This is a genomic window from Allobosea sp. CRIB-10, assembly GCF_900112185.1.
Lineage (GTDB): Bacteria > Pseudomonadota > Alphaproteobacteria > Rhizobiales > Beijerinckiaceae > Allobosea.
On the sequence record NZ_FOKP01000005.1, the window covers coordinates 231774 to 254511 of the forward strand.

The 22738-nt window shown below is 66.0% G+C and carries 23 protein-coding genes; 12 read left to right on the forward strand and 11 right to left on the reverse strand.

The genetic code is table 11. The annotated features are described in order from the left end of the window. Positions 1–73: 73 nt before the first annotated feature. Positions 74–1036, reverse strand: a complete 963-nt coding sequence (locus BMZ69_RS09725) for a Bug family tripartite tricarboxylate transporter substrate binding protein (RefSeq protein ID WP_092156370.1) — start codon at positions 1034–1036, stop codon at positions 74–76. A 272-nt stretch (positions 1037–1308) separates the two neighbouring features. Here BMZ69_RS09725 and BMZ69_RS09730 point away from each other — a divergent pair, with 272 nt between their 5' ends. Both BMZ69_RS09730 and gor read left to right on the forward strand, forming a co-directional pair. After that, positions 1309–1548 carry a hypothetical protein gene (locus BMZ69_RS09730; RefSeq protein WP_092156371.1) on the forward strand — a complete coding sequence of 80 codons (240 nt, stop codon included), beginning with the start codon at positions 1309–1311 and terminating at the stop codon, positions 1546–1548. Then, entirely contained in the window at positions 1541–2914 is a 1374-nt protein-coding gene (gor, locus tag BMZ69_RS09735) for a glutathione-disulfide reductase (protein ID WP_092156372.1), read from the forward strand. Before BMZ69_RS09730 ends, gor begins: the two co-directional genes overlap by 8 nt. A gap of 6 nt (positions 2915–2920) precedes the next feature. On the opposite strand, the gene BMZ69_RS31055 is transcribed toward gor, so the two are convergent. Continuing rightward, positions 2921–3136 carry a hypothetical protein gene (locus BMZ69_RS31055; protein WP_139219016.1) on the reverse strand — a complete coding sequence of 72 codons (216 nt, stop codon included), beginning with the start codon at positions 3134–3136 and terminating at the stop codon, positions 2921–2923. Positions 3137–3232: 96 nt separating this feature from the next. On the opposite strand from BMZ69_RS31055, the gene BMZ69_RS09740 reads away from it, so the two are divergent. After that, positions 3233–4204 (forward strand): LysR substrate-binding domain-containing protein, encoded by a 972-nt coding sequence (locus BMZ69_RS09740; RefSeq protein ID WP_092156373.1) that lies wholly within the window; start codon positions 3233–3235, stop codon positions 4202–4204. Here the strand turns inward: BMZ69_RS09740 and BMZ69_RS09745 are convergent. Then, the gene (locus tag BMZ69_RS09745) at positions 4128–5165 is read right to left on the reverse strand and encodes an alpha/beta hydrolase (protein WP_244543295.1); all 1038 of its coding nucleotides are present in this window, start codon (positions 5163–5165) and stop codon (positions 4128–4130) included. The genes BMZ69_RS09740 and BMZ69_RS09745 overlap by 77 nt on opposite strands. A 241-nt stretch (positions 5166–5406) precedes the next feature. Between BMZ69_RS09745 and BMZ69_RS09750 the strand changes: the two genes are divergently transcribed. The 3 genes from BMZ69_RS09750 to BMZ69_RS09760 all read left to right on the forward strand — a co-directional run bounded on the left by BMZ69_RS09750 (position 5407) and on the right by BMZ69_RS09760 (position 7693). After that, positions 5407–5643 (forward strand): type II toxin-antitoxin system VapB family antitoxin, encoded by a 237-nt coding sequence (locus tag BMZ69_RS09750; protein WP_175506738.1) that lies wholly within the window; start codon positions 5407–5409, stop codon positions 5641–5643. Further along, entirely contained in the window at positions 5640–6044 is a 405-nt protein-coding gene (locus BMZ69_RS09755) for a type II toxin-antitoxin system VapC family toxin (RefSeq protein ID WP_092156376.1), read from the forward strand. The genes BMZ69_RS09750 and BMZ69_RS09755 overlap by 4 nt, the downstream gene beginning before the upstream one ends. A gap of 263 nt (positions 6045–6307) precedes the next feature. Continuing rightward, positions 6308–7693: a class II 3-deoxy-7-phosphoheptulonate synthase gene (locus BMZ69_RS09760; RefSeq protein WP_092156377.1), complete on the forward strand. Its 1386-nt coding sequence runs from the start codon at positions 6308–6310 to the stop codon at positions 7691–7693. Between the two features lie 75 nt (positions 7694–7768). On the opposite strand, the gene BMZ69_RS09765 is transcribed toward BMZ69_RS09760, so the two are convergent. Further along, positions 7769–8836 carry an outer membrane protein gene (locus tag BMZ69_RS09765; protein ID WP_139219017.1) on the reverse strand — a complete coding sequence of 356 codons (1068 nt, stop codon included), beginning with the start codon at positions 8834–8836 and terminating at the stop codon, positions 7769–7771. Between the two features lie 57 nt (positions 8837–8893). Here BMZ69_RS09765 and BMZ69_RS09770 point away from each other — a divergent pair, with 57 nt between their 5' ends. Both BMZ69_RS09770 and BMZ69_RS09775 read left to right on the forward strand, forming a co-directional pair. Next, positions 8894–9187, forward strand: a complete 294-nt coding sequence (locus BMZ69_RS09770; RefSeq protein WP_092156380.1) for a Dabb family protein — start codon at positions 8894–8896, stop codon at positions 9185–9187. Positions 9188–9265: 78 nt separating this feature from the next. Continuing rightward, entirely contained in the window at positions 9266–11005 is a 1740-nt protein-coding gene (locus tag BMZ69_RS09775) for an NAD+ synthase (protein WP_092156381.1), read from the forward strand. A 240-nt stretch (positions 11006–11245) separates the two neighbouring features. Here BMZ69_RS09775 and BMZ69_RS31570 read toward each other — a convergent pair whose 3' ends face one another. Continuing rightward, the gene (locus BMZ69_RS31570) at positions 11246–12025 is read right to left on the reverse strand and encodes a hypothetical protein (RefSeq protein ID WP_092156382.1); all 780 of its coding nucleotides are present in this window, start codon (positions 12023–12025) and stop codon (positions 11246–11248) included. A gap of 138 nt (positions 12026–12163) precedes the next feature. Between BMZ69_RS31570 and gltX the strand changes: the two genes are divergently transcribed. Continuing rightward, entirely contained in the window at positions 12164–13504 is a 1341-nt protein-coding gene (gene gltX, locus BMZ69_RS09785) for a glutamate--tRNA ligase (protein ID WP_092156384.1), read from the forward strand. 118 nt (positions 13505–13622) lie between these two features. Here gltX and BMZ69_RS09790 read toward each other — a convergent pair whose 3' ends face one another. The 3 genes from BMZ69_RS09790 to BMZ69_RS09800 all read right to left on the reverse strand — a co-directional run bounded on the left by BMZ69_RS09790 (position 13623) and on the right by BMZ69_RS09800 (position 17207). Further along, the gene (locus BMZ69_RS09790; RefSeq protein ID WP_092156385.1) at positions 13623–14948 is read right to left on the reverse strand and encodes an MFS transporter; all 1326 of its coding nucleotides are present in this window, start codon (positions 14946–14948) and stop codon (positions 13623–13625) included. Between the two features lie 299 nt (positions 14949–15247). Beyond that, positions 15248–16453, reverse strand: coding sequence for a DUF2865 domain-containing protein (locus BMZ69_RS09795; RefSeq protein WP_175506739.1), 1206 nt, complete (start codon positions 16451–16453; stop codon positions 15248–15250). 265 nt (positions 16454–16718) lie between these two features. Beyond that, the gene (locus BMZ69_RS09800; protein ID WP_092156388.1) at positions 16719–17207 is read right to left on the reverse strand and encodes a MarR family winged helix-turn-helix transcriptional regulator; all 489 of its coding nucleotides are present in this window, start codon (positions 17205–17207) and stop codon (positions 16719–16721) included. Between the two features lie 198 nt (positions 17208–17405). Here BMZ69_RS09800 and hmgA point away from each other — a divergent pair, with 198 nt between their 5' ends. Beyond that, positions 17406–18701 (forward strand): homogentisate 1,2-dioxygenase, encoded by a 1296-nt coding sequence (gene hmgA / locus BMZ69_RS09805; RefSeq protein ID WP_348272462.1) that lies wholly within the window; start codon positions 17406–17408, stop codon positions 18699–18701. 174 nt (positions 18702–18875) lie between these two features. Here the strand turns inward: hmgA and dctP are convergent, their stop codons facing one another. Further along, a complete protein-coding gene (gene dctP / locus BMZ69_RS09810; protein WP_092156392.1) occupies positions 18876–19961 on the reverse strand; it encodes a TRAP transporter substrate-binding protein in 1086 nt (361 codons plus the stop codon). A gap of 62 nt (positions 19962–20023) precedes the next feature. Between dctP and BMZ69_RS09815 the strand changes: the two genes are divergently transcribed. Both BMZ69_RS09815 and BMZ69_RS09820 read left to right on the forward strand, forming a co-directional pair. Continuing rightward, a complete protein-coding gene (locus BMZ69_RS09815; protein WP_092156394.1) occupies positions 20024–21037 on the forward strand; it encodes a fumarylacetoacetate hydrolase family protein in 1014 nt (337 codons plus the stop codon). 146 nt (positions 21038–21183) lie between these two features. Continuing rightward, positions 21184–22140, forward strand: coding sequence for an MBL fold metallo-hydrolase (locus BMZ69_RS09820; RefSeq protein ID WP_092156395.1), 957 nt, complete (start codon positions 21184–21186; stop codon positions 22138–22140). A gap of 7 nt (positions 22141–22147) precedes the next feature. On the opposite strand, the gene BMZ69_RS09825 is transcribed toward BMZ69_RS09820, so the two are convergent. Both BMZ69_RS09825 and BMZ69_RS09830 read right to left on the reverse strand, forming a co-directional pair. Beyond that, complete coding sequence (locus tag BMZ69_RS09825; protein WP_092156397.1) at positions 22148–22429, reverse strand: HigA family addiction module antitoxin; 282 nt, start codon at positions 22427–22429, stop codon at positions 22148–22150. A 12-nt stretch (positions 22430–22441) separates the two neighbouring features. Beyond that, a complete protein-coding gene (locus BMZ69_RS09830) occupies positions 22442–22723 on the reverse strand; it encodes a type II toxin-antitoxin system RelE/ParE family toxin (RefSeq protein WP_092156398.1) in 282 nt (93 codons plus the stop codon). Positions 22724–22738: the final 15 nt, after the last annotated feature.

Below are 22738 nucleotides of genomic sequence, written 5' to 3' on the forward strand. Positions count from 1 at the left end.
TCTCTGGAGCGAAGGTGACGAAGGGCGGGCGGCCTCGCGGCTGCCCGCCCTTGATTGACGTCTCAGGAGGGCCTTACTTCACCAGGCCGACATCCTTCATGACCTTTTCGACGCGGACCGTCTCGTTCTTCAGGAAGCTGTCGAACTGGGCGCTGGCGAGATAGGCGTCATCCCAGCCCCGCGCCTTGAGGATCTCGGTCCATTCCTTCGACTTGACCATCTTGTCGACGGCGCCGGAGAGCTCGGTCTTCTGCGCGTCGCTGAGCCCCGGAGGCGCCACGACCGAGCGCCAGTTCAGCAACTCGACATTGACGCCGCCTTCCTTGAGCGTCGGGGCGTCGGGAGCGTTCGCCAGGCGCTTGCTGGCGCTGACGCCGACGACACGCAGCTTGCCGGCCTTGATTTGGCCTTCGAACTCGCCATAGCCGGAGATGCCGGCGGTGACACGCCCGCCGAGCATGGCCGCGAGCGCCTCGCCGCCACCGGAGAACGGGATGTAGTTGATCTTCTTCGCGTCGCCGCCGGCGGCATCGGTGAACAACGCGGCGAGGATGTGGTCGGCGCCGCCGGCCGAGCCGCCGGCCCAGGTCACCTTGGCCGGGTCGGCCTTGACGCGGTCGGCGAGATCCTTGGCGTTCTTGATCGGCGAATCCGTGGGCACGACGATGACCAGCGCCTCGGCGGTCAGCCGGGCGATCGGCGTGGCCTGGGTCAGGTTCACCGGCGACTTGTTCAGCAGGATGGCGCCGACCATGACGAAGCCGTTGACCATCAGCTGGTGGCCGTCGCCCTTGGCGCCGATCAACTGGGCGAGGCCGATCGTGCCGCCGGCGCCGGTGACGTTGGTCACCTGGACGCTCTTGGCGATGCCGGCAGCGGTCAGCGCCTGCTGCATCGAGCGGGCCGTGCCGTCCCAGCCGCCGCCGGGCGCGGCCGGAGCCATGATCTTCAATTCCATTTGGGCGAAGGCGGCCGTTGTGAGGCCCGCGAGAGCGACGGCGGCCACGGCCCCGCGCTTGAAGAAGGACGTGAGCATAGTTACCTCCCAGATGGCGCGTTTGACGCGCCGATTGTCGACGCCCGCCTGTGGCACCGCATCGGACCGCGGATCAATTGCGCCTGATTGCATAATCACAAGTCAAGATGTTTCGCTTGAGCCGCCTGCCTACGCAGGAAAATTCGACCAAGGCAGCGGCGATACCGTCGAAGGTCGTGGGTCTTCCCAGCAACGCGGCGATCTTTGGAAGGGGCTGGTGAGCGTGCCGCTCCCCCTAGGCGCGGCATCTCCCATCGCGTAAGCCCCGACGCATGAGTCAGATTGCTCTCTCGATCGGTTCGGTCTCCTCGCTCGCGAGCGAGTCCGCAGCAGTGCGGGCCCTTCGCATCGCGGGCGTGATCGATCTGGCGGCGATGCTTCTCGCGGCGCTGTTGGCGAATCACTCTGTGCTGCTGACGCTCGCCTTCTCGATCGCCTGCGTCGGGCAGGGCGCTACCATTCTCAGGTTTGGGACAGACGCCGCCTCGCGGCAGGGAGACAGCAATGGCTGAGTTCGACGTCGACCTCTTCGTCATCGGCGCCGGGTCGGGTGGCACGCGCGCCGCCCGCATCGCCGCAGGCCATGGCGCCCGCGTGATGATCGCCGAGGAGGATCGCATCGGCGGCACCTGCGTCATCCGCGGCTGCGTGCCCAAGAAGCTCTTCGTCTATGCCAGCCGCTTCGCCGACGAGTTTGAGGACGCGGCCGGTTTCGGCTGGAGCGTCGGCAAGCCGGAATTCGACTGGCCGAAACTGCGCGATGCAGTCGCCAAGGAAGTGACGCGGCTCTCCGGCCTCTACCGCAAGGGCCTCGACGGCGCCGGCGTCACGATCCGCGAGGAACGGGCGGTGGTCGCGGGGCCGCACGAGGCCAGGTTGCAGAAGAGCGGCGAGACGATCCGCGCCCGTCATATCCTGGTCGCGACCGGCGGCTATCCGGCTTTCGAGCCGCCGATTCCGGGCGGCGAGCTCGGCATCTCCTCGAACGAGGTCTTCCATCTGCCGAGCCTGCCGCAGCGCATGCTCGTCGTCGGCGGCGGCTATATCGCGCTCGAATTCGCCAGTGTCTTCGCCCGCCTCGGCGTCGCCGTCACGCTGCTGCACCGCGGCGACAACGTGCTGCGCGGCTTCGACGAGGATCTGCGTACCCGTCTGCGCGACGCGCTCGGTCATGCCGGCATCACGCTGCGCCTCGGCTGCACGGTGAACCGCATCGAATTGCTGCCGGATGGCAGCCGCCGCGCTCATTGCGCCCATGGCGCGCCGATCGACGCCGACGTCGTCCTCGTCGCCACCGGCCGCCGCCCGAACACGGCGGGGCTCGGCCTCGAGGCCGCTGGCGTCAAGCTCGGCCCGGCCGGCCAGGTCCTGGTCGACGCCGCCTCGCTCTCCAGCGTTCCGTCGATCGCCGCCGTCGGCGACGTCACCGATCGCGTCAACCTGACCCCGGTCGCGATCCGCGAGGGCCACGCCTTCGCCGATACGACCTTCGGCGGCAAGCCTTGGACGGTCGACCATGCGCTCGTCGCCTCTGCCGTGTTCACCACACCGGAACTGGGCACTGTCGGTCTCACGGAGCAGCAGGCGCTTGCGACGGGCCGCCCGCTGCGCATCTTCGAGACCGGCTTCCGGCCGATGAAGGCGACGATCTCGGGCCGCGACGAACGCATCTATATGAAACTGGTCGTGGATGCGCAGACCGATCGGGTGATCGGCGTCCACATCCTCGGCCATGACGCCGGCGAGATCGTCCAGTCGGTCGCCATCGCCGTCACCATGGGCGCGACCAAGGCCGATTTCGACCGCACCGTCGCACTGCACCCGAGCGCGGCCGAGGAACTCGTCACCATGCGCACGCCACGCAAGAGCGCGCTCTGACCGGCATCAGAGCCCGCGATCCGCGCGACGGCTGTCGTGAATCAGGCTCGCATCGTTGAGCCCGACATCGCGCGCCATGTGAGCGCTCAACCCTTCCTGGTCGAGCCGGTCGTCGAGCGCGACCAGGCGATTGCGCTGGAACTGGCGAATGCGAGCCAGTGCTGCTCCAAGCATTGGCATAAGGCTGACATATCTATTGCTTCTGCAGATTTCGGCCGACATGATGCGGCTCCCGAGTAGGTTGTGTCCTGCTCAGGGATGCTGCTGAACCGAGACGCAGACAAACTGGATTTCACGCCTCTCACATAAGGCCTGCTGATGGATGACCTCGCGACGGGCCTACCGCCGCTCAGCGCGGTGCGCGCCTTCGAGGCAGCGGCCCGCCATGGCAGCTTCACCCGCGCCGCGGTCGAGCTCGGCATGACGCAGGCGGCGGTGAGCTATCAGATCAAACTGCTGGAGGAGCGGCTCGGTCTGCCATTGTTCCAGCGTCAGGCCCGCCGCGTCGTCCTGACCGAAGCCGGGGAGCGCCTGGCGTCGTCGGTGATGGAGTCCTTCGATGGCTTGCGCGCGGCCTTCGCCGCGGTTGCCGAGACGGCCGAGGGCGTCCTCTCGATCCAGGCGCTGCCGACCATCGCCTCGAACTGGCTGGTGCCACGCCTCGGCCTGTTCCAGTGTGAGAATCCGGGCTTGGCGGTGCGGATGGTCACGCAGGTCGGCCCGCATGATCCGCAGCGCGACGATTGCGATGTCGCTATCCATCGCGGCAACGGGCAATGGTCCGGGCTGGAGGCGCACTGGCTGATGACGAGCGAGTTCACCCCGCTCTGCGGGCCGAACCTCTTCCGCGATCTCGGCCGTCCGCCTCAGCCTTCCGACCTGCTGCATGTCAACCGCATCGGCAAGATCGAAGCCTGGGATCGCTGGTTTGCCGCCGCCGGGGTCAACTCCGAAGCCACTCCGTTGGAGCCACGCTTCGACCTCGCAGTGCAGCAGCTCGAAGTCACGGCCGCGCTCGCCAGCAATGGCGCGGCCATGTGTTCGCCGATCTTCTTTCGGCGCGAGCTGAGCGAAGGGCTGCTGGTCCAGCCCTTCGATTTGATGCTCCCCGGCGGCAACGACTATTGGCTGACCTATCCGAAGCGGCGCCGGATCGCGCGCAAGATCAGCCTGTTCCGCGACTGGCTGCTGGACCAGGCGCGCGAGCCGGCGCCTATTTCGTCAGGCCCTTCTTCGCCAGCCAGTCCTGAATCAGCTGCGCCACAGCCAGATTATTCTTGTCCATCATGAGCATGTGCGAGTTGCCCTTGATGCCGATGGCTGGCAGGTTGACGACATCGACCGAGCCGCCGGCCGCGGTGATCTTGTCGCCGAAATCGGTCGCGGTCTTGCGGATCGTCGGCCAGCGCGCGTCCTGCTCGATGTAATCGCCGAACATCATCAGCACCGGGATGTCCTTCAGCGCTGCCGCCTTGGCCGGGTCGCCGATGCCCGCCGGCTCGACCGCGATCAGCGCCTTGACCTTGTCGGGCCGCGCCTGCGCCACCTTGAAGCCGAACTGGCCGGACTGGCTGTGGAACGAGATCACGCAGGGGCAGACCTTGTCGACCTCGGCGATATAGGCGTCGATGATCATCTGGTCGGTGGAGGTCCAGCGCGGCACGATCTGCTTGACGAAGTTGTCGTAGCCCTCGGCCGGGAACTGGCTGCCCGGCAGATATTTGCGCTTGGCCGGATCGCCGTCATAGCCGCCGCTCGCGCCGATCCGGAAGCGCTCAAACGGGTTCGCCGTGGTCAGGAACAGCGGCTCGCCGGGGATGACGTCGGGATACATCGCCCAGCTCGAGCGCCCGCGCTCGACAGCGTCGGAATTGTAGACCGACCAGCCCTTGCGCAGGAAGAATTCGAGCCAGCCCTGGCGGCCGTCCGGTGTCGATTCGTAATTGACGCCGGTCATGCCGCCGCCATGCCAGAGCAGCAGCGGAACGGCGCCTTTCTCGTTCTGCGGCAGGAAGTACTGCACATACATCTGGCCGGTCTGGTAGGTGCCGTTGGGGTCGACGCGGGCCGGCGTGCCGCCAGGGGTGAACACCACGTCCTTCACCGGCCGGCCGGATATCTCGACCAGCTTGCCGCCGACATGGAAGGAGCCCATGCCGCGCAGCGTGATCGGCTCCTGCGCCTGCTGGGCCTGCGCCATACCGAAGCTGCAGGCCAGGCCGATAGCGGCCGCCAGAACGTGACGTCTCATGGTTCCTCCCGTCGCCGCGACCGGCGTTGTTGGTTGCGCGGCCATCTTCGGCCGCGCCGCCCGAGGGAGACAATGGTCTTTGCGGGCAGGAGTGAAATGCAAATGCCGGAGCGATTGATGCAGGCCGCGCATCAAATAGAGCGTGATTGCGACTTGCAGGCAGAGAGGTGAAGTCTAGTTTCTAGAAAACTTGGCTATGGTTCTAGAATGGGACGGGCTGTTAGCCCGGATAGGAATGGGCTTGAGCATCAAGAATGACGCCGTCGAGATCTTGGCGCGTGATCTCGCTCGGCGCCACGGCACGGGGGTGACCGAGATCATCCACCGGGCGCTCAAGGAGAAGGCCGAGCGGGACGCGGCGGGGCCGACGCTGTGGGAAAAGCTTCGGCCGCTCCACGAGAGGCTGCGAGCCTTGCCGGACAGTGGGCCGGAGCCCGACAGGGATTTCTACGACGAGCTGAGCGGCGAACGGCGGTGATCGTCCTCGATGCGTCCGCGATCATCTCCATCATGCTGGAGGAGGCCGACGCTTCGATGCTGTCGGAGCGGCTCGACACGTACGAGACGATGCGTTTCGCCTCGAGCGTGACGATCTGGGAAGCTGGTTTCGCGGTCGCACGGAGAAAGGCGGTGGCGAGAACGAGAGGCCTGGCTCTCGTTCAGGAGTTTGTGCAGACGGCTGGCATCGAGCCAGTCGCGCCCGATATGGGGATCACCGCTCTCGCCATCGAGGCCGCCGACCGCTACGGTATCGGTCCGAGCTACCCTGGCATCCTCAATCTCGGCGACTGCTTCTCCTATGCGACGGCGAAGCATCTTCGTGCTGCCCTGCTGTTCAAGGGCGACGATTTCGGCCGGACCGACGTCACGCCGGCCTGAGCGTAGGGCGTGGCCGCTGCTTCGCATGATTCAAAATCGAGCCGGCTCAATCGCTGGTGCAGGGCCTTGAATCGGCGTGTTAACGGCTGGAATCCGTTTGGCAGCCGACTACGCCAAGCGCCTGACGGGATTCATGCTTTCGCCTTGCGGCACGCCGTCCTTGCCGTAACGGTGGCCAGCAGCCATCTGCGGGTGTATAGGCCCCCCTTCGCGCCAAGATGAGGTTAACGCAGGCGCGATGCGTGAAATCAGGAGCAAGACCCATGTCCGAGCGGTGGACGCCCGACAGCTGGAGGGCAAAGCCCGTCCAGCAGATGCCGGAATATCCGGATCGAGCAGCCTTGAAGGCGGTTGAGCAGCAGCTCGCCGGCTTTCCGCCGCTGGTTTTTGCGGGCGAGGCGCGCAAGCTCAAACGGGCGTTGAGCAAGGTCGCGGCCGGCGAGGCCTTCCTGCTTCAGGGCGGCGACTGCGCCGAGAGCTTTGCCGAGCATTCGGCCGACAACATCCGCGATTTCTTCCGGCTGTTCCTTCAGATGGCAGTGGTGCTGACCTTCGCCGGCGGCTCGCCGGTGGTGAAGGTCGGCCGTATCGCCGGCCAGTTCGCCAAGCCGCGCTCGGCCCCGAACGAGAAGATCGGCGATGTCGAGCTGCCGAGCTACAAGGGCGACATCATCAACGACAACGAGTTCACGGCGGAGTCGCGGATTCCCGATCCGCGCCGGCAGCTCGAGGCCTACAGGCAGTCGGCGGCGACGCTCAACCTGATCCGCGCCTTCGCCACCGGCGGCTACGCCAATCTCGACAACGCGCATCGCTGGATGCTCGGCTTCGTCAAGGACTCACCGCAGTCGCATCGCTATCAGGAGCTGGGCGACCGCATCACCGAGTCGCTCGACTTCATGCGTGCCATCGGCGTCGATCCCGAGACGCATCCCGAGATGCGGACGACGGACTTCTACACCAGCCACGAGGCGCTGCTGCTCGGCTACGAGCAGGCGATGACGCGCACCGACTCGACCACCGGCGACTGGTACGCCACTTCCGGCCACATGGTCTGGATCGGTGACCGCACCCGTCAGCTCGATCATGCCCATGTCGAGTACTTCCGCGGCATCAAGAACCCGATCGGCCTGAAATGCGGCCCGTCCCTCAAGCCGGACGAACTGCTCAAGCTGATCGACGCGCTCGATCCGCAGAACCAGGCCGGCCGGCTCGTGCTGATCGGCCGCTTCGGCGCCGACAAGGTCTTCGACCATCTGCCGGCGCTGGTGCGTGCCACCAAGCGGGAAGGGCGCAATGTCGTCTGGTCCTGCGATCCGATGCACGGCAACACCGTCAAGGCGGCGAGCGGCTACAAGACCCGGCCCTTCGACCTGATCCTGACCGAGGTGAAGAACTTCTTCGCCGTGCATCAGGCCGAAGGCACGCATGCCGGCGGCCTGCATCTTGAGATGACCGGCAAGAACGTCACCGAGTGCACCGGTGGTGCCCGCGGCATGACCGATGCCGATCTCAACGACCGCTACCACACGGTCTGCGATCCGCGTCTCAATGCCGAGCAGGCGCTGGAGCTCGCCTTCCTCGTCGCCGAGCTGGTCAAGCGCGAGCGCGCCGGCCGGGCCCGGCCCGAGGTCGAAGCGGCGGAGTGAGACGCTTTTCAGCGCTGCCAACGAAACAGGGCCGCGGCATCGCCGCGGCCCTTGCCGTTTTAGAGGTCGGATTCGTCAGAACTTCAGTGCAGCGCCGACTTTTGCAGTGTCTACGATCGCTTCGACGCCCTTGAACTCGCTGAAATAGATGCGCTGAAATTCGGCGCGCAGGAAAAGATTGTCGGTCAGGAGTGCATCCACGCCACCACCGATTGCAAACCCCGGCACGTAGCCAGATTTTGGTACGCCGGCGCCGGACGCGCCACGGTCAGATATGAACGACGCCCGGCCGGCATAGAGACCGCGGGAATAGGTGACCGCACCCGTCAAGGGATCGACACTTGTTACCACATTATAGGTGTCATAGCTCTCGGTCGTGCTGTTCTGCTGGGATGCGCGCCCGTCAGATCGGATTCGGCCGATGGCCGCGCCCAGGGTCAGATAGGGCATGAAATTGCCCATGACGTAGCCGGCGCGGAACTTCGCTACGGCGAAGTCTTCAATCTTGTTTTTTGAATGGGCCGCGACGGAGATGACAGTCTCAGTACCCACGGGCTCCGTCGCCAGGGTCGACGGTACGGTTGTTGGAATAATATTCGTGTACAGGCGGCTGGCGGACTTTTCTTCGGAGGTTGCGAAGTCCGCCCTCTGATATTCAAGTTCCGCGCCGAGGACCACGTCTCCGAACAGGAAGTTGTAGCCGACGAAGCCGCCGAAGGTGGTCTTGTCGCTTCCCTGTTTGCCGAGCCTGATCAGATCGACGCCGTACGGTCGTACGAGAAGCTGGTGGAAGGCCTGGTCCATGAGCTGCGCCGACTGCTTCGCCGCATCGAACTGCGATGTACCGAAGCCGACGGTGCCGCCGAAATAGATGCCTGACCAGTCGGCGCGGCCCGAGCTGAAGCTCGGCGGCTCCACGGGCTGTTCGATCTGCGAGCCCCTGAGATAGTCGGCGCCTTGCGCCAGTTGTGGCAGCATCAGCACATGGGCCGTCACGACGATCGGGGCGAGGGCGGCGATAGATGCAGCACGCATCGCGTGTCTCTCCGGGCAGCGGCCAACGCACTGGTTGCGATGGCGCGGAGACAATTCATGCGCAGTTAACCCTAATGTCCGGTTAATGCGATTGCCGATCCAATCCATCTCTGAAAGACATCCCACGCGTTCAGCGGACTGAGTCTGGACGCCGGAGGCGGATGGATGATCCGGCATATCGTGTTCTTCACGGTCAAGCGTATCGAGGATCTCGGCAGGGCTCAGCGTCTGCTCGGCCGGCTCGGCGAGATCTCGCATGCGCTCGCCTTCGAGGTTGCGGCCAATGCCAGGATCGATCCGATCGGCGATGCCGCCGACATCGTCGTCTACGCCGAGTTCGCCGACGAGGCCGCGCTCGCCGCCTGGAAGGCACATCCGATCTATGACGAGACGACGCAGGCCGTGCGACCCTTGCGTGAATTGCGCTGGTCGGCCGATTTTCGCTCGACGCTTGCCTGACCCGGCCTTGCGAAAACGCAGGGGCGGGCAGGACGCCGGCCCGTTGCTGGCGCGCCGGCCGCAAGCTACATCCGGAGCATGACCGCGACCTCTCTTCGCCTGGCGCTCGCCCAGCTCAACCCGATCGTCGGCGACGTCGCCGGCAATGCCGACAAGGTGCGTGCCGCGCGCCGCGAGGCGGCCGCCGGCGGCGCCGAGCTCGTGATGTTCCCGGAACTCTTCCTCTCGGCCTATCCGCCGGAGGATTTGGTGCTGAAGCCGGCCTTCCAGGACGCCTGCCGCAAGGCCTGCGAGGACCTCGCCCGCGAGACCGCCGATGGCGGCCCGGCCGTGCTCGTCGGATTGCCCTGGCTCGAGGACGGCAAGCTTTACAACGCCTATGCGCTGCTGGACGGCGGCCTGGTCCAGTCGGTGCGCTTCAAAGTCGACCTGCCCAATTACGGCGTCTTCGACGAGAAGCGCGTATTCGAGCCCGGCCCGCTGCCCGGCCCGGTCGTCTTTCGCAACCATGTCCGCCTGGGCATTCCGATCTGTGAGGACATCTGGGGTGAGGAAGTCGTCGAGTGCATTGCCGAGACCGGCGGCGAGATCCTGCTGGTCCCGAACGGCTCGCCTTTCCGCCGCGGCGTGATCGAGGAGCGGCTCAATGTCGCCGTGGCCCGCGTCGTCGAGAGCGGCCTGCCGATGGTCTACCTCAACCAGCTCGGCGGCCAGGACGAGCTCGTCTTCGAGGGCGCCTCCTTCGTGCTCAACAGCGACCGCAGCTTCGCCCACCAGCTGCCGGCCTTCCGCGAGGCGGTCGCGATCACGCAATGGGAGCGTGGGCCCGATGGCTGGCGCTGCCTGCCCGGCGAGGTCGTTGCCGTCGAGAGCGGCGACGAAGCCGACTATGCCGCCTGCTTGCTCGGCCTGCGCGACTATGTCGAAAAGAACCGCTTCCCCGGCGTGGTGCTCGGCCTGTCGGGCGGCATCGATTCCGCCATCTGCGCCGCCATGGCGGTCGATGCGCTGGGCGCGGAGCGGGTGCGCTGCGTGATGATGCCCTATCGCTTCACCTCGCAGGAGAGCCTCGACGACGCCAGGAAATGCGCCGATGCGCTTGGCGTTCGCTATGAGATCGTGCCGATCGCCGATCCCGTCGAGGGCTTCGAGCAGGCGCTGGCCGAACTCTTCGCCGGCACCAATCGCGGCATCACCGAGGAGAACCTGCAGAGCCGGGTGCGCGGCACGCTGCTGATGTCGATCTCGAACAAGTTCGGGCCGATGGTGGTGACGACCGGCAACAAGTCGGAGATGTCCTGCGGCTACGCCACGCTCTATGGCGACATGAACGGCGGCTACAACCCGATCAAGGACCTCTACAAGACCGAGGTCTTCAGGCTCTCGGCCCTGCGCAACCGCTGGAAGCCGGCAGGCGCGCTTGGGCCGGACGGCGAGGTGATCCCTGAGAACATCATCGTCAAGCCACCCTCGGCGGAGCTGCGCGAGAACCAGAAAGATCAGGATTCGCTGCCGCCCTATGACGTGCTCGACGACATCCTCGCCTGCCTGATCGAGCACGAGATGCGGCTCGCCGACATCGTCGCCCGCGGCCACGACCTGGAGACGGTGCAGAAGGTCGAGCGCCTGCTCTATCTCGCCGAATACAAGCGCCGGCAGGCGGCGCCGGGCGTCAAGGTCACCCGCAAGAATTTCGGCCGCGACCGGCGCTATCCCATCGTCAACCGCTTCCGCGACCCCGGCGAACCGGCCCATGAGCCGGACCGGTCACTGGTCAAGGGCGTCGGCAAGGGCGGGGCTGAGAGCTTCGATTTCTGAAGTGACGAACACGCCGTCATTCCGGGGCGCCGCGTAGCGGCGAGCCGGGAACCCATGAGCACTGGCCTTTCCGTCATGGTCGGGCTTGTCCCGACCATCCGCGTCTTCCCCGACGCAATGCGGTGTTCAAGACGTGGATGCTCGCCACAAGGGCGAGCATGACGATCTGAAGCAGCGTCGTGGTCATGGGTTCCGGGCTCAGGCCTGCGGCCTGCCCCGGAAAGACGGCGGAGCGCTGTCTTACAACCAGAATCCGCCGATCTGGTTCGCCGTCGGATTGGCGATGCAGGCGGTCATCCGATCGAGCCAGATGCGCTGATATTTGGCGTTTTGCCCATGCTGGGTATCGATGTCGTAACGGCGCTGGATCAGCTTGACGCGACGCTTGATGTGCAGGTCGACGAGGCTGTTCAGCTGGGTGATCAGCCCGCCGATCGTCGGAGCGCGGGCGATGGTGAGCTGATGCGCCAGCGCCCGGCAGACGACGAAGCCGACATCGTAGTGGAATTGCTCATGCGCCAGCAGGCCGGCGTCCAGCGTCACGCCGATCCTCACCTGCGCATTCGGCCAGACCTCGATCTCGTTGGGCACGCCGAAGGCGTAGTCGGTCCCGACCATGCGGGCGCCCTTGTCGAAAATCTCGTATTCGAAGGCGGTGTAGGCGTCCTGCACCGTCCCGTCGGCCGGGTCCATCACCACCGGCACCGGCAGGAAGTCGCCGGCCTTGAGCTTTATGGGAAGGCGCGAGGCGCTGACCACGACGCCGGCCGGCGCCGGGTTGTTGGCCATGTGCAGGAAAGTCTTGCCACCAGGATCGACCCGCGAATCCGGGCTCGGCATCTTGAGGAAGACCTGCTGGTAGCGCTTGATCCCGCCTCGGGTCAGCGGCCCGCAATCGCCGTCGACATCGAGCAGGTCGATGCCGAGCGCGGCCGTATGCGGGTTGATCATCGCCTGGACCAGGCGCGTGTCGGGAACCGTGTTCTTGCCGCCGAGCCCAACTGAAGCCGTGATGCTCATCCTCGCCTCCGAGCGCAGATATCGACATCCCCGTCGCCCGCTACCCTTGCGTCAATCTGAGCAGTTGTCGATCTCCTTTCATGACGGCTGCACCATGCTCTTGCCCTTGCGCGCGTCCCGCGCGACAAGCGGCCGGTCATGACCACTCCCTTCGTCCGCACCGCCCCGTCGCCGACCGGCTATCTCCACATCGGCAACGCCCGCTCGCTGATGTTCAACTGGCTCTTCGCCAAGCGGCATGTCGGGCGCTTCTTGCTGCGCTATGACGACACCGACCAGGCGCGCTCGAAGCCGGAATTCGCCGATGCCATCGCCGAGGACCTGGCCTGGCTCGGCGTCGTCCCCGATGCCAGCATCAAGCAATCGGAGCGGATCGCGCTCTACGATGCGGCCGCCGACAAGCTGCGTGCCGCCGGACGCCTCTACCCCTGCTATGAGAGCGCCGACGAGCTTGATCGCAAGCGCAAGCGCCAGCTCGCCCGCGGCCTGCCGCCGGTCTACGACCGCGCCGGCCTGAAGCTGGCGGCCGAAGAGCGCGGAAAGCTCGAAGCCGAGGGCCGGAAAGCCCATTGGCGCTTCCTGCTCGATTGGGAGGAGATCGGCTGGGACGATCTCGTCCGCGGTCCCTCCCATGTCGACTGCGCCTCGCTCTCCGATCCGGTGCTGGTGCGCGAGGATGGCACCTATCCCTATACGCTGCCCTCGGTGGTCGACGATCTCGACATGGGGATCACCCATGTCATCCGTGGCGAGGACCACGTCACCAACACCGCCGTGCAGATCCAGATCATGCAGGCGCTGGGCGGGGCGCTGCCGGCCTTTGGCCACCACAACCTCTTGACCACCGCGAGCGGCGAGGGGCTGTCGAAGCGCCTCGGCCATCTCTCGCTGCGGGGCCTGCGCGAATCCGGCATCGAGTCGCTGGCGGTGGCGGCGCTCGCCGTGCTCACCGGCTCCTCCGATGCGGTCCGGCCGGTGTCGAGCCTCGACGAGCTCGGCGGGCTGGTCGACCTCGCCCATGTCTCGCGTGCGCCGGCCAAGTTCGATGAGCACGAGCTGGAGACGCTCTCGGCCCGCACCCTGCACCAGCTCGATTTCGCAGCGGTCGAGGACAGGCTGAAGCAGCTCGGCATTCCCGCCAGCGAGCCGTTCTGGCTCGCCGTGCGCGGCAATCTCGCCCGGCTCTCGGGCGCCAAGGACTGGTGGACAATCGTCGAGGGGCCGATCGAGACACATGTTGCTGACAAAGCTTTTGCTGCGGCTGCGGCTACGCTGCTGCCGGCCGAGCCCTTCGATCAGACGACCTGGAAAACATGGACGCAAGCCGTCGGCGCACAGACCGGAACCAAGGGCAAGGCGCTGTTCATGCCGCTGCGCCAGGCGCTGACAGGTCTCGACCACGGGCCGGAGCTGGCGGCGCTGCTGCCGCTGATCGGGCGGGAAAGGGCGCTGAAGCGCTTGAATGGCGAAAGCGCCTGAGCATTACGAGGCGTCGTTCGGGCGTAGCGAAGCGCGGACCCGAGAATCTCATGACCGAAAAGCATGGGTTTCGCAGATGCCCGGGCCAAGCCCGACCATGACGGTGAAATGTGGCTGATCACTCGTGCCGGTGCATCGCCGACTCATGCTTGGTGTCGCGCATGGTCGAATAGACCAGCAGCGAGATGAAGATCACCGCCGAGAGGTAGTAGTAGAACCACTGCTCGTGGCCCTGCTGCTTGAAGAACAGGGCGATCGCCGGCGCAGTGCCGCCGAAGATCGAGACCGTCAGTGCATAGGGCACGGCGACGCCGGTAGCGCGGATCGAGGTCGGGAACAGTTCCGCCTTCACCACAGCGTTGATCGAGGTGTAGCCGGCGACGAAGAGCCAGGCGCCGGAGATCAAGAGGAAGGCGGCCCAGGGTGACTTGGTCTGCTCCAGAGCCGACAGGATCGGCACGGTCAGCAGCGTTCCGGCGACACCGAAGAAGATCAGCAGCGGCTTGCGGCCGATCCGGTCAGAGATCAGGCCGTAGAGCGGCTGCAGGATCGAGGCGAAGATCAGCGATCCCGCGATGACATAGGTGGTGACGATGTCGGTGAGGCCGACCGTCTGCTTGACGAAGGTCTGCATATAGGTGGTGAAGGTGTAGAAGGCGGCGGTGCCGCCGGCCGTCAGCCCGACCACGATCGCGACCTCGCGCGGGTATTTCAGGAGGCCGCGCAGCGAGCTTTCCTGCTTCTTGACCTTGTTGGCGGCGGTGAAGGCCTCGGTCTCGTGCATGTTCCGGCGCATGAACATGGCGGTGACCGCCAGCATCGCACCGATGACGAAGGGGATGCGCCAGCCCCAGTCGACCAGTTGCTCATGCGTCAGGAAGACGTTCTGCAGCAGGAGCAGCACCAGAATCGCGGTGAGCTGCCCGCCGATGAGCGTGACGTACTGGAAGCTCGAATAGAAGCCGCGATGATCGGGATGGGCGATCTCGGTGAGGTAGGTCGCGCTCGCCCCGTATTCGCCTCCCAGGCTCAGGCCCTCGATGATCCGCGCCAGCGCCAGCAGCACCGGCGCGGCGAAGCCGATCGTCTCATAGGTCGGCGTCAGCGCGATGATCAGCGAGCCGAAGCACATCATCAGCACCGAGACGGTCAGCGACAGCCGCCGGCCATAGCGGTCGGCGATATGACCGAACAGCCAGCCGCCGATCGGGCGGACGATGAAACCGGCGGCGAACAACGTCGCCGCGTTGAGCTGCTGCACCACAGGGTCGTGCGACGGGAAGAATTTCGGCGCGAAATAGAGCGCGAAGGCGGTGTAGGCGTAGAAATCGTACCACTCGACCAGATTGCCGACCGAGCCGATGAAGATCGCCTTCAGGCGTCGCGCCGTATCGGCGGCGTCCATGCCGTGCGGGGCGGGGGTGGCGATTGCTGGGTCCGACATGGCTTGCTCCGCGTTCGAGGCGGCGCGAGCAGCAGCGGGCGCCGGCAGCAGAACCCTGATCTAAGCCTTGCGTTCCTTGCCGGTCAGCGACGGAAGATTTGAGCGGAATTGCTTCAAGCGCATGACGGGCTGTCACGCGAGCCAGCCTGAACAGCCTCAGCCCTCATCCTGAGGAGCCGCGAAGCGGCGTCTCGAAGGATGCGTCAGGCGGCTCCGGAAACAACTGGAGCATCCTTCGAGACGCAGCCTGACGGCTGCTCCTCAGGATGAGGGCTGCGAGAATCTGTGCTGCCTTGCTGCTACGGCCGCGCGGTCGCTCCGACCCCGAGATTGGGCGCGAGGTTCGGCGCGACGATCCGCACCGTGCGGCGCTCGCCGGTGACGCTCTTGCTCTCGCGCTTCAGCCCGTCGCCCTGCTGCAAGGTCTTCTCGCCGTCGATCCGCTGCGGGCCGACGCCGGCGGATTCGGTGCTGGCGGTCGGCACATTGGCGTCCGGCGTCGGCTCGTCGCCGGGCGCGGCCTGGAGCGTGGTCGGAGCCGGGGCAGGAGGGGTGTTCGGCTTGGCCTCTGCGGCCGCATTGGCGGCGCCCTTCTTGCCGCGCTGCGGCTGCTCGGGCTTGGGCCGCGACATTTCCTGCGAGCGCTGCTCGGTGACGATGATGTCGCCCTTGCGCTGCTCGAGCATCTGCTCGGCATTCGCCAGCGCCTGGGCCCAGCTCTGGCCGGGGGCGCGGCAGGTGCAGGCGGCGTCGAAGCTGCGCGTGTATTTCAGCGCGTTCGGCAAGGACGAGTAGGGCTGCCCGGTGCTACGCGCCACCGCGTTCTGGATGTCGCCGCCATTGCTCATGCCGAAGGCCAGCGTCTCGGTGCCGGGGCAGAGCGACTGGCACATCTCGTCCTGGCCCTCGCGCCCGCTCGGACTGTTCGCGAGCGGGAAGAAATAGCCGTCGCAACTGCGTACGCAGACGGTGTAGGGGCCGCCCTGGCGCGGCTGGTTTTCGCCTGGCTCGCGCGGTTCGTCGGGATCGAGCTCGGGCATTGTCGAATCGATCTCACCACGGCGCGGCTCGATGCCGAAGATCGTCTCGAAGAAGCCGCGTGGTTGCGCCCGGCAATTATTGTTGATCAGCGCGGCCAGCTGAGCGCGGCGCTGCTCGACGCCGCCGCCCTGCGCCTGCTGCTGAAGCTGGGCATATTGCTGCTGCAACGCGCCGAGCTGGGCGCGGATGCCGCCGCATTGCGGTGGCGGCTGCTCGCCGAAGAACAGGAAGCCACCGCGATCGCAGCCCATCGAGCGGTATTGGCTGGAGAGCTGCGCCAGCTGCCCGGCGACGCGCTGCGCCGCCTGGGCGGCACGGCCGTCGCCACCGCCGCGCTGACCCTGCAGGCTGGAAAGCTCGGCCCGCCAGTTGTCGCAAGCCGGCGACTGCGCCAAGGCTGCGCCTGTCAGCGCGGCGAAGGCCAGCGCCGGAGCGAGCGCGCGTCGGAGCGAAGCGAAAATCATCGAAGGCAGAGTTGCTATCCCTGTGACTCGTCCCATGCCAGCGTCGGTCGCTTGCACCGGCAAAGCACATGCTACAAACGCGACGGAACTAAGGAGGTACGCGTCAGCCGCCGGGAGAAGGGCGATTCGACGCAGGTTCCACATTCGTCAGCGCATCGCATATCGCGCCCCGGGCAGCAAATCCGCCCCGGGCTCTAAACTCAAAGCGAGAGACAGATTCACCGATCAGGCCGATTCGGCCCGATCGGATCTGTCTCTTGCGCGATCACGCCTCCTCGGTCTGGTAGGCGCCGGCGAGATGGCGGCCGCGCTCGGTCAGCAGCGCCAGCACCCGCTCGAAGACGCGCAGCTCATCGGCCGAGATTCCCTCGATCCAGCGCTCCTCGAAGGCGAGCGCCAGCGGCACGATCTGGGCGTAGAGGCGCTGGCCGGCGGCGCTGAGAGCGACGAAGGCCTCGCGCCGGTCGGCCCGGTTCTCGGCCCGCGTCACCAGCCCGCGCTTGTCGAGTTCGGCGACGGCGCGCGAGACCTTGGTCTTGTGCATCTGCGAGAGCTCGCCGATGTCGCGCGAGGTCAGTTGCCCGAACTCGCCGAGCTGCGCGATCACCCGCCATTCCGGGATGCCGATGCCGAAACGCGTGCCGTAGACGCGGCCGAGCGCCCGGCTGGCGAAGAAGCCGACCACATTGAGCCGATAGGGCAGGAACTGCTCGAGATGCAGGGCGCGGTCTTCAGGTTTTTGTGTCGTTGACATTAGTTGCACATGTAACTAATTGGAGTGACAGAAGGCCGCGGAAGGCTGGCGCCGTGATCATTGCGCAACGGCAGCGTCTGTCAAAGCGGCCAGCAGCGGAAACGCAGCGGGAGGAGGCCGGCCATGAACCTGCAGACCAACGTGCAGACCACGGTTCAATCGAGCTTCGGCGAGCAGGTCCGCGGCGGGCGCCGCTACATGTCCGGCTTCGGCAACTCCTTCGAGACCGAGAGCCTGCCGGGCGCGCTGCCGATCGGCCGCAACTCGCCGCAGAAGGCGGCCTACGGCCTCTATGCCGAGCAGCTCTCCGGTTCGCCCTTCACCGCGCCGCGCTCCACGAACGAGCGCTCCTGGCTCTACCGCATCCGCCCGAGCGTCAAGCATGGCGGGCGCTGGACGCTGGTCGACAAAGGGCTGATGCGCTCCGCGCCCTGCCGGGACGAGACGCCGCCCTCGCTCGGCCAATTGCGCTGGAGCCCGATCCCGATCCCGCAGGAGAAGCTGACCTTCCTCACCGGCCTGCGCACCCTGACCACCGCCGGCGACGCCGACAGCCAGGCTGGCATGGCGGCGCACATGCTCTTCGTCACCGCCTCGATGGAACGCGAATACCTCTTCAACGCCGATGGCGAGTATCTCGTCGTCGCGCAGGAGGGGAGCCTGCGCTTCTTCACCGAGTTCGGCATCATCGAGATCGAGCCGGGCGAGATCTGCATCATCCCGCGCGGCGTGATGTTCCGTGTCGAATTGATGGGCGGGCCGGCGCGCGCCTATGTCTGCGAGAACTATGGCGGCGGCTTCACCTTGCCCGATCGCGGGCCGATCGGCGCCAACTGCCTTGCCAATCCCAGGGACTTCCTCACGCCCGTCGCCGCCTATGAGGACATCGAGGAGCCCTCGACCCTCTACGCCAAATGGGGCGGCGAGCTGTTCAAGACCGAGGTCGGCCAGTCTCCGCTCGACGTCGTCGCCTGGCACGGCAACTACGCGCCCTACAAATACGACCTGCGCCATTACTCGCCGGTCGGCGCGATCTCCTTCGACCATCCCGACCCGTCGATCTTCACCGTGCTGACCGCACCCTCCGAGACGCCCGGCACCGCCAATATCGATTTCGTCATCTTCCCGGAGCGCTGGATGGTGGCGGAGAACACCTTCCGCCCGCCCTGGTACCACCGCAACATCATGTCGGAGTTCATGGGGCTGATCTACGGCGTCTACGACGCCAAGCCGGAGGGCTTCACGCCCGGCGGCTTCAGCCTGCACAACATGATGCTGTCGCATGGGCCGGACACCCAGGCGTTCGAACATGCCAGCACGGTTGAGCTGAAGCCGGTCAAGCTCACCGGCACCATGGCCTTCATGTTCGAGACCAGGTTTCCACAGCGGCTGACCGGCTATGCCGCCGGCCTGCCGGAGCTGCAGGACAACTATGCCGACTGCTGGAGCGGGCTGAAGAAGCGCTTCGACCCGAACAAGCGCGACGCGTGGTGAAAGGCCGTCATTCCGGGGCTTTGCGAAGTGAACAACCTAGAATCCTTGACTGCCCTTCTTCCGTCATGGTCAGGCTTGTCCCGACCATCCACGTCTTCCTTCATCGAAGGTGGTGTTCAAGACGTGAATGCTCGCCACAAGGGCGAGCATGACGGGTTGGAGAAACGTTGCGGCCTAGCGGCTGCGCAGCCGGTTCATGAAGGCGTCGTAGGAGAGTTCCGCCACCTGCCACCAGAGCAGGTTCTCGCCGCGAAAGGCGACCATCGACTCGTAGCCCTTCTTGAAGGCTTCGCTCTTGGCCGAGGTCTCGGCATAGTACTCCTCGGCCGCCTTGAGCGAGGCTTCCATGATCGGCTGCGGGAAGGCCTTGAGCTGCGCGCCCTGGGCGATCAGCTTGCGCAGGCCGCCCGGATTGACGAAGTCGTACTTCGCCAGCATCCAGTTGTTGGCGGCTTCGCAGGCGTTCTGCACGATCGCCTGGTAGTGCTTGGGCAGCTTGTTCCACTGATCCTGGTTGATCACGAGGTGCAGCATGGCGCCGCCCTCCCACCAGCCGGGATAATAGTAATAGGGCGCGACCTTCACGAAGCCGAGCTTCTCGTCGTCATAGGGGCCGACGAACTCGGCCGCGTCGATCGTGCCGCGCTCCAGCGCCGGATAGACGTCGCCGGCTGCGATCTGCGTCGGCACCACGCCGAGCTTGGCGAGCACTGCGCCGCCCATGCCGCCGATGCGGAACTTCAGGCCCTTGAGGTCGTCGACCGTCTTCAGCTCCTTGCGGAAGAAGCCGCCCATCTGGCAGCCGGAATTGCCGCAGGGGATCGAGTAGGCGTTGAACTTGGCCAGCGCTGCGTTGACGATCTGCTCGCCGCCGCCGAAATACCACCAGCTATGCTGCTGGCGGGCGTTGAGGCCGAAGGGGATGCCGGTGCCGAGCCCGAGCGCCGGCTCCTTGCCGACATAGAAATAGGTCGGCGTGTGCGCGCATTCGACCGTGCCCGAGGTGACCGCGTCGAGCGCCTGCAGCCCGGGCACGATCTCGCCGGCCGAGAAGGTCTGGATCTGGAACCTGCCGTCCGTGGCGTCGGACATGAACTTCGCGAACTGCTGGGCGGTGCCGTAGATCGTGTCGAGCTGCTTGGGGAAGCTCGACGTCAGCCGCCATTTCACTTCGGGCATAGATTGCGCGATCGCGGGCATCGCGATCGGCGCGGCGGCCGCGGCGAGCGCGCCCGTCTTCAAAAACATACGGCGTTGCATGGACTTTCCTCCCGGGGATCGGTTTGCTGCCATCATCACTGTTCGGCGAGGATTGAAAAGAGATGAAACTAGCATCCCTCATGCACGGCCGGGATGGCCGCCTCGTCGTCGTCTCGAACGACCTGACCCGCGCAACCGACGCGTTTCCGGTCGTGGCGACGCTGCAGGGCGCCCTCGACGACTGGGAGCGCTGCGCGCCGCGCCTCGCGGATCTCGCCGAGAGCCTGGAGCACGGCTCGGTGCCATCCTTCCGCTTCCACGAGCATGACTGTGCCTCGCCGCTGCCGCGTGCCTATCAATGGGTCGACGGCTCGGCCTATGTGAACCATGTCGAGCTGGTCCGGAAGGCGCGGGGCGCCGAGATGCCCGAGAGCTTCTGGACCGATCCGCTGATGTATCAGGGCGGGTCCGATTCCTTCCTCGGCCCGCGCGAGGCGGTGAAGCTTGCCAGCGAGGATTACGGCATCGATCTCGAAGCCGAGATCGCGGTGATCACCGGCGACGTGCCGATGGGTGTCAGCCCCGAGGAGGCGAGGGGCCTCATCCACCTCGTCATGCTCGTCAACGATGTGAGCTTGCGGAATCTGATTCCGAACGAACTGGCCAAAGGCTTTGGTTTCCTTCAATCAAAGCCGTCCTCGGCCTTCTCGCCGGCGGCGGTGACGCCCGACGAGCTCGGCTCGGCCTGGAAGGACGGCAAGCTCAGCCTGCCGCTGCTCGCCCAGGTCAACGGCAAGCCCTTCGGCAAGCCGCAGGCCGGCGTCGACATGACCTTTGATTTCGGCGTGCTGATCGCCCATGCCGCCAAGACCCGCCCGCTCGTCGCCGGCACCATCGTCGGCTCCGGCACGGTCTCGAATCGCGATGACGATGGCGGGCCGGGCAGGCCGGTTTCGGAAGGCGGGCTCGGCTATGCCTGCATCGCCGAGCAGCGCATGGTCGAGACGATCCGGCACGGCGCGCCGAAGACGCCGTTCCTGCGTTTCGGCGACAGCGTCCGCATCGAGATGAAGGACGCCGCCGGCCATTCGATCTTCGGCGCGATCGAGCAGGACATCCTGCCGCATGCGGGGTGAGCCGCACCGTCATTCTCGGGCGAAGCGGAGCGCAGACCCGAGAATCTCAGGACGAGTAGGGCGCTGACTGGAGCCTCTTGCGGCCTGAGATGCTCGGGTCAAGCCCGAGCATGACGTCAGTATCAACGAGTTTACGAGGTAGTACCATGTCCTCCCCCGCTTTCGCCTCCACCGCCGATCTCGGCGAGAAGACCGTCTCCTTCGACGAGATCGGCAAGGGCGTCTACGCCTATACCGCCGAGGGCGATCCCAATAGCGGCATCGTCGTCGGCGACGACAGCGTGCTCGTCTTCGACGCGCAGGCGACGCCGACCATGGCCGAGCGCGTGATCGCCAAAGTGCGCGAGGTCACAGACAAGCCGGTCAGCCATGTCGTGCTCTCGCATTATCATGCCGTGCGCGTGCTCGGCGCGCCCGCCTATGGCGCGAAGGAGATCGTCTCATCGGATGCGGCGCGGGCGATGATCGTCGAGCGCGGCGAGGAGGACAAGGCGAGCGAGATCGGCCGCTTCCCAAGGCTCTTCCAGGGCGCTGATTCGATCCGCCCCGGCCTGACCTGGCCGACCACGACTTTCTCGCACAATGCCTCGATCTGGCTCGGCAGCCGCGAGGTCCGGCTGATGAAGCTCGGCCGCGGCCACACCGCCGGCGACATCGTCGCCTGGATGCCCGACACCAATGTGATCTTCGCCGGCGACCTCGTCGAATACGGCGCGACACCCTATTGCGGCGACGCCCATTTCACCGACTGGCCGACGACGCTCGACGCGCTCGCCGCCTTCGCGCCGGCTGCGATGGTGCCGGGCCGCGGCGCGGCGCTGACGAATCGCGGCATGGTCGCCGACGGCATCAAGGGCACGCGCGCCTTCCTCACCGACCTCTACGAGGCCGTGAAAGGCCATGTCGCCGCCGGCCGCTCGCTGCGCGAGACCTTCGAGCGCGTCCACGAGACGTTGAAGCCGGCCTATGGCGACTGGGTGATCTTCGAGCACTGCCTGCCGTTCAACGTCACCCGCGCCTATGACGAGGCCGGCGGCCTCGACCATCCCCGCATCTGGACCGATGAGCGCGACCGCCAGATGTGGCTGGACCTGCGCGGCTGAAGGCGGGTTAGGCAGCGTGGGGATGGATCGCGGAATAGTCCTGCTCGGCTTGGGCTTTGGACAGGTCGTGCGCGGCCTGGAGGTTGAGCCAGAAGCGCGGATCGGTGCCGAAATAGCGGCCGAGCCGGATCGCCGTGTCGGCCGAGACATCACGGCGCTCGCGCAGGATGTCGCTGATCCGGTTGCCGGGTACATCGAGGGCCCTGGCGAGCGCGCGGGCGCTCATTCCGAGCGGTTCGAGGTATTCCTCGCGCAAGATCTCACCGGGATGGGTTCTGATCCGAGCCATCGCGATCTCTCCTCAATGATAGTCGACGATCTCGACATCCGCCGGACCGTCGCCGTCCCAGCGGAAGCAGAGTCGCCATTGATCGTTGATCCGGATGCTCCATTGACCCTTACGGTCGCCCTTCAGCGCCTCAAGCCGGTTGCCGGGAGGCGAGCGCAGATCGGAGAGCGTGACAGCGGCGTCGAGCATATCGAGTTTTCGCAACGCGATCCGCTCGATCGCCCGCCGCCGGGCGGCGCAGGCTTCTCCGCGAAACAAGCGTTCCGTGTCCCTGTCGGCGAAGCTCAGGATCATATCTCAAGATATGAT

Excerpts from the sequence above, each read along its gene's own strand:
- BMZ69_RS09725 (WP_092156370.1), bottom strand. The coding sequence starts at position 1,036 with ATGCTCACGTCCTTCTTCAAGCGCGGGGCCGTGGCCGCCGTCGCTCTC.
- BMZ69_RS09730 (WP_092156371.1), top strand. The coding sequence starts at position 1,309 with ATGAGTCAGATTGCTCTCTCGATCGGTTCGGTCTCCTCGCTCGCGAGC.
- gor (WP_092156372.1), top strand. The coding sequence starts at position 1,541 with ATGGCTGAGTTCGACGTCGACCTCTTCGTCATCGGCGCCGGGTCGGGT.
- BMZ69_RS31055 (WP_139219016.1), bottom strand. The coding sequence starts at position 3,136 with ATGTCGGCCGAAATCTGCAGAAGCAATAGATATGTCAGCCTTATGCCA.
- BMZ69_RS09740 (WP_092156373.1), top strand. The coding sequence starts at position 3,233 with ATGGATGACCTCGCGACGGGCCTACCGCCGCTCAGCGCGGTGCGCGCC.
- BMZ69_RS09745 (WP_244543295.1), bottom strand. The coding sequence starts at position 5,165 with ATGAGACGTCACGTTCTGGCGGCCGCTATCGGCCTGGCCTGCAGCTTC.
- BMZ69_RS09760 (WP_092156377.1), top strand. The coding sequence starts at position 6,308 with ATGTCCGAGCGGTGGACGCCCGACAGCTGGAGGGCAAAGCCCGTCCAG.
- BMZ69_RS09765 (WP_139219017.1), bottom strand. The coding sequence starts at position 8,836 with ATGGATTGGATCGGCAATCGCATTAACCGGACATTAGGGTTAACTGCG.
- BMZ69_RS09770 (WP_092156380.1), top strand. The coding sequence starts at position 8,894 with ATGATCCGGCATATCGTGTTCTTCACGGTCAAGCGTATCGAGGATCTC.
- BMZ69_RS09775 (WP_092156381.1), top strand. The coding sequence starts at position 9,266 with ATGACCGCGACCTCTCTTCGCCTGGCGCTCGCCCAGCTCAACCCGATC.
- BMZ69_RS31570 (WP_092156382.1), bottom strand. The coding sequence starts at position 12,025 with ATGAGCATCACGGCTTCAGTTGGGCTCGGCGGCAAGAACACGGTTCCC.
- gltX (WP_092156384.1), top strand. The coding sequence starts at position 12,164 with ATGACCACTCCCTTCGTCCGCACCGCCCCGTCGCCGACCGGCTATCTC.
- BMZ69_RS09790 (WP_092156385.1), bottom strand. The coding sequence starts at position 14,948 with ATGTCGGACCCAGCAATCGCCACCCCCGCCCCGCACGGCATGGACGCC.
- BMZ69_RS09795 (WP_175506739.1), bottom strand. The coding sequence starts at position 16,453 with ATGATTTTCGCTTCGCTCCGACGCGCGCTCGCTCCGGCGCTGGCCTTC.
- BMZ69_RS09800 (WP_092156388.1), bottom strand. The coding sequence starts at position 17,207 with ATGTCAACGACACAAAAACCTGAAGACCGCGCCCTGCATCTCGAGCAG.
- hmgA (WP_348272462.1), top strand. The coding sequence starts at position 17,406 with ATGTCCGGCTTCGGCAACTCCTTCGAGACCGAGAGCCTGCCGGGCGCG.
- dctP (WP_092156392.1), bottom strand. The coding sequence starts at position 19,961 with ATGCAACGCCGTATGTTTTTGAAGACGGGCGCGCTCGCCGCGGCCGCC.
- BMZ69_RS09815 (WP_092156394.1), top strand. The coding sequence starts at position 20,024 with ATGAAACTAGCATCCCTCATGCACGGCCGGGATGGCCGCCTCGTCGTC.
- BMZ69_RS09820 (WP_092156395.1), top strand. The coding sequence starts at position 21,184 with ATGTCCTCCCCCGCTTTCGCCTCCACCGCCGATCTCGGCGAGAAGACC.
- BMZ69_RS09825 (WP_092156397.1), bottom strand. The coding sequence starts at position 22,429 with ATGGCTCGGATCAGAACCCATCCCGGTGAGATCTTGCGCGAGGAATAC.
- BMZ69_RS09830 (WP_092156398.1), bottom strand. The coding sequence starts at position 22,723 with ATGATCCTGAGCTTCGCCGACAGGGACACGGAACGCTTGTTTCGCGGA.